Here is an 18,643-nt window from a genome sequence, read left to right on the forward strand (position 1 = left end):
CGTCGATTTAACAGCTGGCAACTTTACCGATGGCCAGCTCTCAGTTACGGCATCTTCAACAGACAAAGCGGGTAATACCGCGACCTCTACACCAACGCACAGCACATTAGATACAGGCGTTGCGACGCCAGCGGTAGATCTCAATGCGACGTCTGACAGTCATGGCGCGAATACCATAGGTACAGACACCGATAATCTGACCAAAGACACCACACCAACCTTCACGTTAAATGGCGTGGATACGGACGCCGCCTCTGTTGAGGTATTTATCGATGGTAAATCTGTAGGCAGTGCAGCCCAGAGCGGTACTGACTGGACATTCACGTCAGCGGCTCTAGCTGATAGCGATCATACAGTGACTGCGATAGTCACCGATAATGCAGGCAACATCAGTACGACGTCTCCAGCATTAACCATTACAGTTGATACTCAGACCACAGTGAATGCTGAGTTAACGGACAAACTGATTGGCAGTAGCGAGCAAGCAAAAACAGTTATTACCGGTCACGTAGAGGAAGGTGCTCACCTTGATACGTTAGTGATTACGGACAGTGCAGGTCATCATCTAGATGTACCGACTTCGGGTATTACAGTGAAAGCTGATGGTAGCTTCACGACAACCGTTGATTTAACAGCTGGCAACTTCACAGATGGTGCATTAACGGTTACAGCATCTTCAACAGACAAAGCGGGTAATACCGCGACCTCTACACCAACGCACAGCACATTAGATACAGGCGTTGCGACGCCAGCGGTCGATCTCAATGCGACGTCTGACAGTCATGGCGCGAATACTACAGGTACAGACACCGATAATCTGACCAAAGACACCACACCAACCTTCACGTTAAATGGCGTGGATACAGACGCCGCCTTTGTCGAAGTCATTATCGATGGAAAATCAGTCGGTCATGCAACGAACACCGGTACTGACTGGACATTCACGTCAGCAGCTCTAGCTGATGGCGATCATACAGTGACTGCGATAGTCACCGATAATGCAGGCAACACCAGTGCGACGTCTCCAGCGTTGACGGTAACGGTGGATACTCATACAGCTGTGGATGCGGGCTTCACCGATACGCTTATTGGCAGTGGTGAGCAAGCAAAAACAGTTATTACCGGTCACGTAGAGGAAGGCGCTCACCTTGATACGTTAGTGATTACGGACAGTGCAGGTCATCATCTAGATGTACCGACTTCGGGTATTACCGTTAAGCCTGATGGTAGCTTCACGACAACCGTTGATTTGACAGTTGGCAACTTTACCGATGGCCAGCTTTCAGTTACGGCATCTTCAACAGACAAAGCGGGTAATACCGCAACTTCCACACCAACGCACAGCACATTAGATACAGGCGTTGCGACGCCAACAGTAGATCTTAATGCTAGTTCGGATAGCCATGGTACTAATACCGCAGGTACAGACACCGATAACCTGACCAAAGACACCACGCCAACCTTCACGTTAAATGGTGTGGATACAGACGCCGCCTCTGTTGAGGTATTTATCGATGGTAAATCTGTAGGCAGTGCAGCCCAGAGCGGTACTGACTGGACATTCACGTCAGCGGCTCTAGCTGATGGCGATCATAAAGTGACTGCGATAGTCACTGATAATGCAGGCAACACCAGTACGACGTCTCCAGCATTAACCATTACAGTTGATACTCAGACCACAGTGAATGCTGAGTTAACGGACAAACTGATTGGCAGTAGCGAGCAAGCAAAAACAGTTATTACCGGTCACGTAGAGGAAGGTGCTTACCTTGATACGCTAGTGATTACGGACAGTGCGGGTAACCATTTAGATGTGGATACCACAGGCATGACAATCGATGGGCATGGTGACTTTAGCATTGCTGTGGATTTAACTAAGGGTGTGAAAGATAAGTCAGGTGCGGCGACTCAGTTGGTTGATGGCGACTTAACCGTTAGTGCATCGTCAACAGATAAAGCCGGTAATACGGCAGCGTCCACTCCAACGCACAGCACTTTAGATACGAGCGTTGCGACGCCAGCGGTCGATCTCAATGCGACTTCTGATACTCATGGCGCGAATACCACTGGCACAGATACGGATAATCTGACCAAAGACACCACGCCAACCTTCACGTTAAACGGTGTAGATACGGACGCAGCCTCTGTCGAAGTCCTTATCGATGGTAAATCTGTAGGTCATGCAAGGGACAATGGTACTGACTGGACATTCACGTCAGCAGCCCTAGCTGATGGTCACCACAAAGTGACTGCTATCGTGACGGATACCGCAGGCAACATCAGTACGACGTCTCCAGAATTAACCATTACAGTTGATACTCAGACCACAGTGAATGCTGAGTTAACGGACAAACTGATTGGTAGTGGTGAACAGTCGGCTACCGTCATCACAGGTCATGTAGAACCTGGTGCTCACCTTGATACACTAGTGATTACGGATAGTGCAGGTAACCATTTAGATGTCGATACCACTGGAATGACAATCGATGGCCATGGTGACTTTAGCATTGCTGTGGATTTAACTAAGGGTGTGAAAGATAAGTCAGGTGCGGCGACTCAGTTGGTTGATGGGGACTTAATCGTTACGGCATCTTCAACAGACAAAGCGGGTAATACCGCGACTTCCACACCAACTCACAGTACGTTAGATACAGGCGTTGCGACGCCAGCGGTAGATCTCAATGCGACGTCTGATAGCCATGGTGCGAATACCGCAGGTACAGACACGGATAACCTGACCAAAGACACCACGCCAACCTTCACGTTAAATGGCGTGGATACAGACGCCGCCTTTGTCGAAGTCATTATTGATGGCAAATCAGTCGGTCATGCAACGAACACCGGTACTGACTGGACATTCACGTCAGCAGCTCTAGCTGATGGCGATCATACAGTGACTGCGATAGTCACCGATAATGCAGGCAACACCAGTGCGACGTCTCCAGCGTTGACGGTAACGGTGGATACTCATACAGCTGTGGATGCGGGCTTCACCGATACGCTTATCGGCAGTGGCGAGCAAGCAAAAACAGTTATTACCGGTCACGTAGAGGCAGGTGCTCACCTTGATACCTTAGTGATTAAGGACAGTGCAGGTCATCACCTTGATGTACCGACTTCGGGTATTACCGTTAAGCCTGATGGTAGCTTCACGACAACCGTCGATTTGACAGCTGGTAACTTTACTGATGGCCAGCTCTCAGTTACGGCATCTTCAACAGATAAAGCGGGTAATACCGCAACTTCCACACCAACGCACAGCACATTAGATACAGGCGTTACGACGCCAGCGGTCGATCTCAATGCGACGTCTGACAGTCATGGCGCGAATACCGCAGGTACAGACACGGATAACCTGACCAAAGACACCACACCAACCTTCACGTTAAATGGCGTGGATACAGACGCCGCGTCTGTTGAGGTATTTGTCGATGGTAAATCTGTAGGCAGTGCAGCCCACAAGGGTACTGACTGGACATTCACGTCAGCGGCTCTAGCTGATGGCGATCATAAAGTGACTGCGATAGTCACCGATAATGCAGGCAACACCAGTGCGATGTCTCCAGCATTAACCATTACAGTTGATACTCAGACCACAGTGAATGCCGAGTTAACGGACAAACTGATTGGTAGTGGAGAACAGTCGGCTACCGTCATCACAGGTCATGTAGAACCTGGTGCACACCTTGATACGCTAGTGATTACGGACAGTGCGGGTAACCATTTAGATGTGGATCCCACAGGCATGACAATCGATGGCCATGGCGACTTTAGCATTGTTGTGGATTTAACTAAGGGTGTGAAAGATAAGTCAGGCGCGGCGACTCAGTTGGTTGATGGGGACTTAATTGTTAGTGCATCTTCAACAGATAAAGCCGGCAACACGGCGACCTCCACACCAACGCACAGCACATTAGATACAGGCGTTGCTTCTCCAACCGTTAGCTTTGAAAGCACAGGTAAAGATAGCATTTATAACATTGTTGAAGTCGGACCTGATGGCACAGTGACTGCGACTATCACTCCTAATACAGATGCGAAGGTAGGCGATACTCTGACCTACACTGTAGCGAGCGGAGTGAAGCAAGCACATACACTGACTGCGACAGACTTAACTCAAGGCGTAGATATTGAAGTTCGTCCAGGAGATACAGTTACGGCTACGGTTACCGATGCAGCGGGTAACACTTCAAAGGATGCATCCGGAACAGCCGCAGGATCAGATCTTGTCGTCAGTACTCCTACAGTTGATTTAAATGCGACTTCTGATACGTACGGCATAAATACGGCAGGTACTGATACAGACAACATCACCAAGGATACAACCCCGACCTTTACGTTAAATGGTATTGATACTGATGCTACTTCAGTAGAAGTGTTTGTTGATGGTAAGTCTGTAGGCAATGCAATGCGTTCTGGCACCGACTGGACGTTTACTGCTGCACATCTAGCTGATGGAGATTATAAAATCACTGCTAAGGTGACAGATTATGCAGGGAATACGAGTAATAGTTCCCCTGAGCTGACAGTCACTGTTGATACCGATATCAATCCAGTCACGCTTACACTTCAAAATAGTAGTAATTCGGGTGATAAAACGGATCACCTTACTCATGGTGAAAACTTTAATGATAAGACGCACCCGGGGCAGGGAGATTTGATCTTTGACCTAAGTGCTGTCGATAAAGACATTGATCCGTCCAATGGTGGGGTTGTTGTTAAAGATGCTACTGGTTATGAAGTTACGGGTAGCTTTATACAGGTGAATGGTCAGTGGGAATTCCATACTACTACCTCAGAATTACCAGATGGCGATCACACACTTTACACCGTTGTAACAGATATAGCAGGAAACAGTGTTGAAGGTGGTTCAACTCTAGTTACTGTTGACACAAGTGCATCTGCCACTATCTCTGTTGGAAGCATTAATGGCGGTAATCCAATCAACGAGGTGGATGCCAAAGGCAAAATTCAGGTATCAGGAACAGTTGGCGGAGATGCTAGTGTGGGAGACCATATTAGTATCGAAATCAATGGTCATGTGCACAACAAAGTGTTGGTCGAAAAAGGCAATGTCTTTAATTTAGATGTTGATGGCAGTGAGTTCACGACAGATACCAATGGTCAAACGGTCATATCGAGTGAAGTGAATGCAACGGTCACAGGCACAGATGCTGCGGGTAATTCGTTTACGGCAACGAACCATACGCCAGCAACGGCCGGTGGCCCGTCAGTACATAGTGGTCAATTTAGGGTTGATACACATGCAGGCACAATAGCAGTCGATAAAGGCCTCACAGCCGATAAAGATGACGTACTAAACCTTGCAGAGCAAGGTCAGGACTTGGTCATTAGTGGCAGCACCACGGGCATTGAAGACGGTCAGTACGTCACTGTGGAGTTTAATGGTCATAAATACGGCGATGCGGCTTCAGGTGCACCTATTGAAGTGCGCGGCAGTCAGTGGACATTGACTGTGCCCCATGCCGATCTTGTTGGTATCAAAGATGGCGCATCACTTGAGATCACCCCTTCAGTCAGCGATAGGGCAGGTAACCCTGCGACTGTAACTGACGGTCATTTAACAACGGATTTGCATGCGGATGCGGGTATCACCATTAATAGCATCAATGGTGGCAATGCCATCAATGTGGCTACGAAAGGTGATGTTGACGTTATCGGCACATTAACCGGTGATGTTGATCCTACGTCAAAAGTTGATGTTGTATTTAATGGCCAACACTACCCCGGTACGATTACAGGCAGTGCAGGTCATTATGGCTTTACGGCTAAAGTGCCATCGTCGGAGCTTAAGAGTCACAGTGGTGACGTTACAGCGACCGTGACAGGTACAGATAATCACGGCAACCCATTCACTGGAACAGACAAGAGTGCTCCGTTAGTTGATACAGCAGCAGGCACCATTGCAGTCGATCACCACCTAACGGCACTGAAATCTGATGATATTGTCAATGCCACTGAGCATGGTCAAGAGTTGGTTTTATCGGGCACCACCACCGGTATTGAGGCTGACCAGGAGGTGACGGTTCACTTTAATGGTCAAGATTACACGGCTAAAGTAGTGTTAAATACTGGTAGCCAGACTGATGGCACGTGGCAGGCAACCGTGCCGGCTACGGATGTTACTCATCTTATTGATGGTACGGACTATCCTGTAACCGCAGAGGTCAGTGACAAGGCAGGCAATGCGGCAACAATGGCAGGTACGGCCGAGTCTATTCATGCCGATTTACATGCGAGCGCAGGGATTACCCTGAATAGCATCCATAATGGCGTAACCATTAATGCGGGCTTCACTGGCGATCAAAATGGCAATCTTGCGGTTACGGGTACAGTCAGTGGTGATGCTAAAGAGCACGATCCTGTCGTATTGGTAGTCAATGGTCATCAGTTTATAGGAGAAGTGGACGCTACTGGTCAAGGCTTCTCAATAGACGTTCCTGTTAGCGAATTTAAAGCTGGGTCAGGAGAGGTGCAAGCGCGAGTTTCAGTGACCGATGTGGCAGGCAACACGGCGTTAGCCTATAACAATGGTCAATCTGCATTTACTCATGCGATATCAGGTACAACGCCAGTGGGTCCGACTTCAAGTGCGACACACAACGGCCAATTCAGTGTCGATACGCAAGCAGGCACCATTGCAGTCGATCACCACCTAACGGCACTGAAATCTGATGATATTGTCAATGCCACCGAACATGGTCAAGAGTTGGTTTTATCTGGCACCACCACCGGTATTGAGGCTGACCAGGAGGTGACGGTTCACTTTAATGGTCAAGATTACACGGCTAAAGTAGTGTTAAATACTGGTAGCCAGACTGATGGCACGTGGCAGGCAACCGTGCCGGCTACGGATGTTGCTCATCTTGTTGATGGAACGGACTATCTTGTAACCGCAGAGGTCAGTGATAAGGCGGGCAATGCGGCAACAACGGCGGGCACGGCCGAGTCTCTTCATGCCGATTTACATGCGGACGCAGGGATTACCCTGAATAGCATTCATAATGGCGTAACCATTAATGCGGGCTTCACTGGTGACCAAAATGGCAACCTTGCGGTCACGGGTACAGTCAGTGGTGATGCTAAAGAGCACGATCCTGTAGTATTGGTAGTCAATGGTCATCAGTTTACGGGGGAAGTGGACACTACCGGTCAAGGTTTCTCGATAGACGTTCCAGTCAGCGAATTTAAAGCTGGGTCAGGAGAGGTGCAAGCGCGAGTTTCAGTGATTGATGCGGCAGGTAACACGGCTTCAGCCTATAACAATGGTCAATCTGCATTTACTCGAGCGATATCAGGTACAACTCCAGTGGGTCCGACTTCAAGTGTGACACACAACGGCCAATTCAGTGTCGATACGCAAGCAGGCACCATTGCAGTCGACACAGGCCTCACAGCCAATAAAGATGATGTACTAAACCTTGCAGAGCAAGGGCAAGACTTGGTCATTAGTGGTACGACAACAGGCATTGAAGACGGTCAGCATGTTACCGTAGAGTTTAACGGCCATAAATACGGTGATGCTGCTTCAGGTGCACCTATTGAAGTGCATGGCAACCAGTGGACATTGACTGTGCCCCATGCTGATCTTGTTAGTATCAAAGATGGCGCATCACTTGAGATCGCCCCTTCAGTCAGCGATGCAGCAGGCAACCCTGCGACTGTAACTGACGGTCATTTAATAACGGATTTGCATGCGGATGCAGGTATTAGCATTAATAGCATCAATGGTGGAACCACCATTAATGCGGGCTTCACTGGCGACCAAAGTGGCAACCTTGCGGTCACGGGTACAGTCATTGGTGATGCTAAAAATCACGATCCTGTAGTATTGGTGGTTAATGGTCATCAGTTTACGGGGGAAGTGGACGCTACCGGTCAAGGTTTCTCTATAGACGTTCCAGTCAGCGAATTTAAAGCTGGGTCAGGAGAGGTGCAAGCGCAAGTTTCAGTGACTGATGCAGCAGGTAACACGGCTTCAGCCTATAACAATGGTCAATCTGCATTTACTCAAGCGATATCAGGTACAGCGCCAGTGGGACCGACTTCAAGTGTGACACACAATGGCCAATTCAGTGTCGATACGCAGGCAGGCACCATTGCAGTAAATACAGGCCTCACAGTCAATAAAGATGACGTCCTAAACCTTGCAGAGCAAGGACAAGACTTGGTCATTAGTGGCCGCACAACAGGGATTGAAGACGGCCAGCATGTCACTGTGGAGTTCAATGGGCATAAATACGGCGATGCGGCTTCAGGTGCACCTATTGAAGTGCACGGCAACCAGTGGACATTGACTGTGCCCAATACCGATCTTGTTGGTATCAAAGATGGCGCATCACTTGAGATCACCCCTTCAGTTAACGATGCGGCAGGTAACCCTGCGACTGTAACTGACGGTCATTTAATAACGGATTTACATGCGGATGCAGGTATCACCATTAATAGCATTAATGGTGGAAACACCATTAATGCGGCCTTCACTGGCGACCAAAGTGGCAACCTTGCTGTCACGGGTACAGTCAGTGGTGATGCTAAAGAGCACGATCCTGTAGTATTGGTCGTCAATGGTCATCAGTTTACGGGGGAAGTGGACGCTACCGGTCAAGGTTTCTCTATAGACGTTCCAGTCAGCGAATTTAAAGCTGGGTCAGGAGAGGTGCAAGCGCGAGTTTCAGTGACTGATGCGGCAGGTAACACGGCTTCAGCCTATAACAATGGTCAATCTGCATTTACTCAAGCGATATCAGGTACAACGCCAGTGGGGCCGACTTCAAGTGTGACACACAATGGTCAATTCAGTGTCGATACGCAAGCAGGCACCATTGCAGTCGATCACCAACTAACGTCCCTGAAGTCCGATGACATTGTCAATGCCACTGAGCATGGTCAAGAATTGGTTTTATCGGGCACCACCACCGGTATTGAGGCGGATCAAGAGGTGACGGTTCACTTTAATGGTCAAGATTACACGGCCAAAGTGGTGTTAAATACCGGTAGCCAGACTGGTGGCACGTGGCAGGCAACCGTGCCGGCTGCGGATGTTGCTCATCTTATTGATGGTACTGACTATCCTGTAACCGCAGAGGTCAGTGACAAGGCGGGCAATGCGGCGACAACGGCGGGCACGGCCGAGTCTCTTCATGCCGATTTACATGCGGACGCAGGGATCACTATTGATAGCATCAATGGTGGTGCCACCATTAACGCGAGCACGGGTGATGTTACGGTCTCGGGCACGGTATCAGGGGATGTGGCGACGGGCGAAACCGTCACTTTAAATATCAACGGCCGTAAGCATACAGCGGTGGTAGGTACAGGACATACCTTTACCGCAACCGCAATCCCAGCGGCCGACTTTGCAAAAGATACATCAGGTAAAGCGGTGACTTCTGGTGAGGTGACTGCGACTGTCACGGGCACTGATGCCGCGGGTAATTCAGTGACAGTGACGAACCATGCGCCTACATCAACAGGTGGCACGCCAGTGCACAATGGTCAATTCAGTGTTGATACATATGCAGGCACAATAGCAGTCGATCACCACCTAACGGCACTGAAATCTGATGATATTGTCAATGCCACCGAACATGGTCAAGATTTGATTTTATCGGGCACCACCACCGGTATTGAGGCTGACCAGGAGGTGACGGTTCACTTTAATGGTCAAGATTACACGGCCAAAGTGGTGTTAAATACTGGTAGCCAGACTGATGGCACGTGGCAGGTAACCGTGCCGGCTACGGATGTTACTCATCTTATTGACGGTACTGACTATCCTGTAACCGCAGAGGTCAGTGATAAAGCGGGCAATGCGGCGACAACGACAGGCACAGCCGAGTCTATTCATGCCGATTTACATGCGGATGCGGGGATCACTATTGATAGCATCAATGGCGGTGCCACCATTAACGCGAGCACGACTGATGTTACGGTCACGGGCACGGTATCAGGGGATGTGGCGACGGGCGAAACCGTCACTTTAAACATCAACGGTCATAAGCATACAGCTGTGGTGGGGACAGGACATACCTTTACCGCAACCGCAATCCCAGCGGCCGACTTTGCAAAAGATACATCAGATAAAGCGGTGACTTCGGGAGAAGTCACCGCAACGGTAACGGGCACTGATGCCGCGGGTAATTTAGTGACGGTGACGAACCATGCACCAGCATTGGCAGGTGGCACGCCAGTGCACAATGGGCAATTCAGTGTCGATACGCAAGCAGGCACTATTGCAGTCGATCACCACTTAACGGCACTGAAATCTGATGACATTGTCAATGCCACTGAGCATGGTCAAGATTTGGTTTTATCGGGAACCACGACTGGTATTGAGGCTGATCAAGAGGTGACGGTTCACTTTAATGGTCAAGATTACACGACCAAAGTAGTGTTAAATACCGGTAGCCAAACTGATGGCACGTGGCACGCAACCGTGCTGGCTGCGGATGTGGCTCATCTTGTTGATGGTACTGACTATCCTGTAACCGCAGAGGTCAGTGATAAGGCGGGCAATCAGGCAACAATGACAGGCACAGCCGAGTCTATTCATGCCGATTTACATGCGAGCGCAGGGATTACCCTGAATAGCATCCATAATGGCGTAACCATTAATGCGGGCTTCACTGGAGACCAAAGTGGCAACCTTGCGGTCACAGGTACAGTCAGTGGTGATGCTAAAGAGCACGATCCTATAGTATTGGTCGTCAATGGTAAGCAGTTTACGGGAGAAGTGGACGCTACTGGTCAAGGCTTCTCTATAGATGTTCCAGTCAGCGAATTTAAAGCTGGGTCAGGAGAGGTGCAAGCGCGAGTTTCAGTGACTGATGCGGCAGGTAACACGGCTTCAGCCTATAACAATGGTCAATCTGTATTTACTTATGCAATATCAGGTACAACGCCAGTGGGCCCGACTTCAAGTGCGACACACAACGGTCAATTCAGTGTCGATACGCAAGCAGGCACCATTGCAGTCGACACAGGCCTCACAGCCAATAAAGATGATGTACTAAACCTTGCAGAGCAAGGGCAAGACTTGGTCATTAGTGGTACGACAACAGGCATTGAAGACGGTCAGTATGTCACTGTGGAGTTTAATGGCCATAAATACGGCGATGCGGCTTCAGGTGCACCTATTGAAGTGCATGGTAACCAGTGGACATTGACTGTACCCCATGCCGATCTTGTTGGTATCAAAGATGGCGCATCACTTGAGATCACCCCTTCAGTCAGCGATGCGGCAGGTAACCCTACGACTGTAACTGACGGTCATTTAACTACGGATTTGCATGCGGATGCAGGTATCACCATTAATAGAATTAATGGTGGCGTTATCATTAATGCGAACACGGGTGATATTACAGTCACAGGTACAGTATCCGGGGATGTTAAGACGGGTGAAACCGTCACTTTAGACATCAACGGTTATTTACATACAGCAGTAGTAGGTGCAGGACATACCTTTACCGCAGCTGCGATCCCAGCAACTCATTTTACAACAGATGCATCAGGTCAAGCAGTGACCTCGGGTGAAGTGAAAGCGACGGTAACAGGCACTGACACAGCGGGTAACTCAGTTACCGTGACGAACCATACGCCAGCATTGGCAGGTGGCACGCCAGTGCACAATGGGCAATTTAGTGTTGATACTGATATCACGCCAGTGACTCTTACGCTTCAAGAAAGTAGTAATTCTGGTGATAAAGCGGATCACCTTACTCATGGTAACCGCTTTGATGATATGAATCATAAGGGTGATTTAGTATTTGACCTAAGTACAATTGATAAAGATATCGATCCAAAAAACGGTGGCATTGTAGTAAAAGATAGTGCTGATCACATTGTAAACGGCAGTTTAAAAGAAACTAATGGCAAGTGGGAATTTCACACCGATACTACAGCATTGCCAGAAGGTGATCATACACTTCATGTGTCTGCAACAGACACAGCAGGTAATAACGTTGATGGTAGTGTGACGGCAGTAACAGTCGATACACAAGCGGGCATCAGCATTACGCACGTAGCTAAAGATGACATCATTGACAGTTCTGAAATCACCAATGGTTTTGATATCTCAGGTACGGTTGACCACGTAGAAGCAGGTCAGCAAGTGGTCATCACTTGGAAAGACCAAAGTGGCTCCACACACACCGTGATCGATGCCAACGCAACAACGCAGGTAGCGGCAGGTCAAACCGCAGGAACTTGGAATGCGCATATTCCAGCATCGGAGCTGAGCGGCGCCAATCTTCCAGATGGCTTTACGCCAACCTTTACCGCAACGGTTGTGGATGTCGCGGGTAACAGCGTTCAAAACACTTCTACACCAACAGTGGACAGTCATGTTGATGGTGTGTCATTGACACTGCAAGCAGGTAGCAACTCAGGGATAACCACAGACAGCATCACTCACGGTGATGGTACGGGTCAGTTGGTATTTGATTTAGGTTCGGTTAACTCAGATGTTAATCCAGCTACAGACGTTGTGGTGAAAGACAGTCAAGGTCATAAAATTGATGGCACCTTTGCTAAGAATAACGGTCAATGGACCTTCACGACGACGAGCAAGCTAACCGACGGCGATTATGCGTTGCACACCGAGGTGACGGACAGTCATGGCAACACTGCCACAGGCACACCCACTAATGTCACCGTCGATACAAAAGCCGGCATCAGCATTACGCACGTGGCAAATGATGACATCATAGACGGCTCTGAAATTACCAATGGCTTTACTATCTCAGGTACGGTTGACCACGTAGAAGCCGGTCAGCAAGTGGTCATCACTTGGACAGATGACAAGGGCACTACGCACACCGTGACCGATGCCAACGCAACAACGCAGGTAACGGCAGGTCAAACCGCAGGAACTTGGAATGCGCATATTCCAGCATCGGAGCTGAGCGGCGCCAATCTTCCAGATGGCTTTACGCCAACCTTTACCGCAACGGTTGTGGATGTCGCGGGTAACAGCGTTCAAAACACTTCTACACCAACAGTGGACAGTCATGTTGATGGTGTGTCATTGACACTGCAAGCAGGTAGCAACTCAGGGATAACCACAGACAGCATCACTCACGGTGATGGTACGGGTCAGTTGGTATTTGATTTAGGTTCGGTTAACTCAGATGTTAATCCAGCTACAGACGTTGTGGTGAAAGACAGTCAAGGTCATAAAATTGATGGCACCTTTGCTAAGAATAACGGTCAATGGACCTTCACGACGACGAGCAAGCTAACCGACGGCGATTATGCGTTGCACACCGAGGTGACGGACAGTCATGGCAACACTGCCACAGGCGCACCCACTAATGTCACCGTCGATACAAAAGCCGGCATCAACATTACGCACGTGGCAAATGATGACATCATAGACGGCTCTGAAATTACCAATGGCTTTACTATCTCAGGTACGGTTGACCACGTAGAAGCCGGTCAGCAAGTGGTCATCACTTGGGCAGATGACAAGGGCACTACGCACACCGTGACCGATGCCAACGCGATAACGCAGGTAACGGCCGGTCAAACCGCAGGAACTTGGAATGCGCATATTCCAGTATCAGAGCTGAGCGCCGCCAATCTTCCAGATGGCTTTACGCCAACCTTTACCGCAACGGTTGTGGATGTTGCGGGTAACAGCGTTCATGATACGTCTACGCCAACAGTGGATAGCCATGTTGATGGCGTGTCATTGACACTGCAAGCGGGCAGTAACTCAGGACTTGTGACAGACAGCATCACTCACGGTGATGGAAAGGGTCAGTTAGTGTTTGATTTAGGCTCGGTCAACCCAGATGTTGATCCAGCCAAAGACGTTATTGTTAAAGACAGTCAAGGTCATAAAATTGATGGCACCTTTGCTCAGAACAACGGTAAATGGACCTTCACAACGACGGCGAATAAGTTAACCGACGGTGACCAGTCATTGCACACTGAGGTGACGGACAGCCATGGTAATACCGGTCGAGGTGGTGATACCGACGTTACGGTCGATACTCAAGTTTCGCCACTGTCAATTCAACTTACTCATGACACTTACACTCGTCATAATGCAGAGGAACACGATTTACGTACTTCGGATACGCATGTCTCGGTTACTGGTGCGGAGTCTGGTGCCAAAGTGGAATTTAGCTATGACGGCGGTAATACATGGACGACGGATAAACCAGGCGTACATACCTTTACCGAAGGTGTCCACGATATAGTGGCACGTCAAACAGACGTTGCCGGTAATGTGTCAGCCTCAAGTAATGTACTGCATATGTACTACGATCCGGAAGCGCATGTAACCAATGATAACGAACATGTGATGCTAGGCTCTCAAGACTTAAAGGCAGGAGAGCATACGTTAACGGATGGTTCTAAGTTCAATCACGATGGTGAAACTGGCATTCATGGCAATGTGATGGATAACAACTTGGATTCTCCAGGCAGTAGCGCCCAACGAGGTAAAGTTGCAGCTAATGGGGATTATGAAGCGGTTAAAGATGTCCACTGGAATGATGGTACTGCAACTCATGATTTGCATCTAGGTAAACTCATGAATCCTATACAGGGCCATTATGGTAAATTCTATTTGCAGCAAGGTGGTGAATACATCTATGTGGTGAATACCAATAATAATGAGGTTAAAGCTCTACAAGCGGGTCAGAGCCTACACGAAGTGTTTACATTAAATACTGTAGATACAGCGGGTAATCACCATGATGAGACACTTGATATTCGTATTGATGGTCAATCAGCAAATCATGCTCCAGATGTTAATTTAACGACAGATACAGGTATCAATCCGCACGATTTAGTGACCCAAACGGATGGTCTAACCGTATCTAACCTAGTTAATGGTGCCACGGTGCAGTTCTCAACGGATGGTGGTAAACACTGGACGGATGTAGCTTCTGGTTCAAATATTACAGGTGCAATGTTGCATCATTCTATTGATGGTCATTACACGGTTGATGTGCGTCAAAAAGATCCATCTGGGCATATTTCTCCACAAACTACCTTGACGTATACGCTGGATACGCATGCAGGTATTAGTATCAAGCATATTGCAACAGACGACGTGATTGAGCTTGTGGAACAAAAAGCGGGCTTTAAGGTTGAAGGCACCGTTGGTCAAGTTGATGATGGGCAAGTAGTCGCTGTAACGTGGCACGATACCAATGGTAATCACTCAGTAAACGCAGTGGTTAATCAAGGCGTATGGCATGCCGATATTCCTGCTGCTGAATTAACGGGCCTGAAGCAGGATGAGATGCCAAAATTCACCGCTACGGTGACGGATTTGGCTGGTAATACCGCTACGGATGCTCATATTGCAACTGCTCAGTTGGATTCCCATGTTAATCCAGTAACGCTCGATCTAACCGATGGTACGGATTCGGGTATAAGCCACAAAGATAACATCACCCATGGCGATGCCAATGGCAAGCTCGTATTCAATTTGGGCTCTGTTGATCCTGATGTTGACCCATCTGCCGGTGGTGTGGTGGTTAAAGATGCTACCGGTAATATTATAAAGGGTACCTTTAGCTCGATAAAAGGTAGCCATGGTACGGTGCAATGGACTTTCCATACCGATATCAAAGAATTGCCAAGGGGTTTGCATACTTTGCATGCAGAGACGATGGATATGCATGGCAATACATCAACAGGTGCTTCTATTAATGTGACGATTGATACCAGAATTTCAGCTGAGGTTGAGATTGATGATGGGGTCAACCCTGCCCATCAAAATACTCACTACCACAGTGATGGTATGATCAATGAAGCAGAGCTTACAACTACTCGTATTAGTGGCTATATCGATGCAGGTACGACTCTTAATAGCATTACTCTAAAGGGCTCTGGGGATAATGCCCATACAGAAACAATAAGATTTACTCATTTGGTGAATGATGGCAAGGTACACACAGAAGTTGTAAATGGCATAAAAGTGACACTTGATGCGCAGGGTCATTATGAGTTTGTTAAAAATGTAACTTCATTTGCAGATGGTTTATTGACGGCCAGTGCGCATGTGTCAGATGCTGCGGGTAATAGGTTAGTTAAAACTGCGCATTCTCATATTAATCGCCACCCTGAACTTGATCCATATTTTAATACTGATTGGACGGCAAAGGATCATTCTCAACCACTAGCTCAAGCCGAGCACTATATACTTGAACGTTTTGTCAGTGAGCACCATACACATGGTCTACCTATCGATAATACACATGGACATAAAATCAATACCAATACTTCACGTATGTTTATGCAGATGGACCTTAAAGATCCAAATGGAGTGATGGATGTAAAACACACGGATATGGTTATAGGTGGTAAAACTTATCATCTAGGGGCCAATGGTGAGTTCATGATTGAAAGCCCGTACGGTTGTGTTCGTGTTCGTATAAACCAAGGGGTTTTAACTGTTTCTGAAGTACATTCAGGCACACATTCGGGCGTAAAACAGTTTATTCATTATGATTCAGGTCATGATCCAGCTCATGGTGTTCGCACATATGACACATCAGGTGTTGGTCATTACAACCCAGACCAATCGGCACTTTTATTTGGTGAAAAGGCGGATTTGGGTAAGTTTGAAATCAAGTTAATTGACTCAGCGGGTAACAGTTATAGCTCAAGTTTTGAAATCAATTTATATGGGAATAAACTGCCAGAAGTCGCGGCACATTTGACGCATGACACTGGAACAGTAGGTGATGGGGTTACCACTGATGGTAGTTACACTGTTGATGCACCTCAGCCTGGTGCGCATCTTGAATATTCGACAGATGGTACTCATTGGTCAGCGACTAAGCCCGCTACGCATATCGGTAAAAATCATATTCATGTGCGTCAAACTGCGGAAATACCAGTACATGATCACCAAGGACAAATTGTTGTAGGTCAAACACGCCAGATTACTTCGGCGGCAACGATAATGGATGTCACGGTAGAAGCGCCTAAACCTGGCTCGGGTATACACCTTGTCGAAGATGTTACGTTCGATACAAACAACGGTCATATGTTAACCGCGTCGGCTGATATCAATGGTGTAATAGCGCAGGGCGGAATTAACCCTAGCGATAGTCATTTAGCTTTCCAAAAGCAGATTATTCATGGACGCTATGGTGACCTTGAACTCCAAAAAGATGGCACTTGGGCATATCATGCCAACAATGATCAACGTGCAGTTCAAGAGTTAAATGCGGATGCGGAGATTGATAAATTTATTTCTTCACATCAAGGTACAACACACTCAACCTACCAGATAACAGAAGAGCTTTTACAATCAGGGCTTATTGATGAAGGTAAGAATGCCTTGGTTGAGCATTTTGAAGTTGTAAGTAACTCGGGTGTTAAAGTGCCAATTGATGTACTTATTACTGGTAAGGATGAACCCGCAAATCCTACCTTTAAAGATCAGGCTCTTATTTATGATAGTGGAACTATGGGTGGTGATGCTAACAATGCAGACGGCAGCAATGATTTGAAGAGTACTAAATATCGCCATGAAAGTTATGCCCATGTGCAAGGTGGTGATACCTATTGGCGTTTTGATTTAGGTCAATCAGTGCACTTACGTCATCATGTAGATGGAGTTCAGTATCAGTTTATTATTGATAGCGAAAATGATGGTACAACACCTAATACAGAGGTTGGTTATTTTGATGATCCTATAGCTCATACTGGTTGGCATCCCGTATTGACAACAGATGGTAGTGGTCATATTTCAGGTAAAACTGTAACGCAAGCTGATATAGCGCATGGTCTGTTTGTACATACGACAGGTACAACGCAGGATAAATTTACTTTCCATATTACAGTGCATGCCTTGGATCGTAATGGAAACGATTTGACCAATCCACTGTCAATTTATCTGAATAAAGATTCAGGTGAGGATATGGCAAAAGGTCAGGTTAAAGATACTAAACATAATGATGGATTACCGATTAGTGCTAGCGACGAACCAGACGACGTCCCAACTATCACCATCACAGCGCCAGAGCAGCACGACGCGCCTGATGATATGCCAAGCGTCGCCACAACAACTCATGACCAACATGACGCTTCAACCCATAGTACAGCGGCAACAAGCAACCCATACCTAGATATGGTACAAGCACATGCACAACCTGCGCAGCAGCATCATGATACGTCTGCGGCATCTCCTGCCCCTGTGGCAAGTCACACGCAAGGCGCAAGCGTATCAGACAGTGCGAGTCACTATCTGAATATGGTGGGTGTTGATGCGAAAGATGTGAAGATTGAGCATAACAAACATGGGGATGATCATCTTCATACCCATAAGCATTTTGCGCACAATCCATTGGCGGATGATTTCCAAGATCCAAAACATGCTCAGCAACACGGGCATGATGCTTTTGCTAATCCACTTGAGGATAAGCATGATCATAAGGTTCATAAACATAATCATGATGCCAAACATCACGATCTGGCGGATACAGGTAGCCAAGATGGTAACCATAATGCCCACGATCAGATGGACAACCACTTAGTGGATCCAATTACCCATCATCACAACAGTTAGTTCTGAGTATTAGGGTATGACAAACAAAAACCAGTCTGAAAAGGCTGGTTTTTGTTATGCTCGCAACCTATAAGTCATCAC

At 47.7% G+C, this 18,643-nt stretch carries 1 protein-coding gene (cut by a window edge); it reads left to right on the forward strand.

The window, feature by feature from the left end; all coding sequences use genetic code 11:
* Positions 1-18,562, forward strand: the 3' portion of a protein-coding gene (locus OCU38_RS14230; protein ID WP_261824860.1) for an Ig-like domain-containing protein. It extends 13,634 nt beyond the left edge of the window; 18,562 of the gene's 32,196 nt are visible here — the last part of the coding sequence; the start codon falls outside the window, past its left edge; it ends in the stop codon at positions 18,560-18,562.
* The last annotated feature ends 81 nt before the right edge of the window (positions 18,563-18,643 follow it).

Origin of the sequence: Vibrio neonatus (assembly GCF_024346975.1) — a bacterium.
Taxonomy (GTDB): Bacteria; Pseudomonadota; Gammaproteobacteria; order Enterobacterales; family Vibrionaceae; genus Vibrio; species Vibrio neonatus.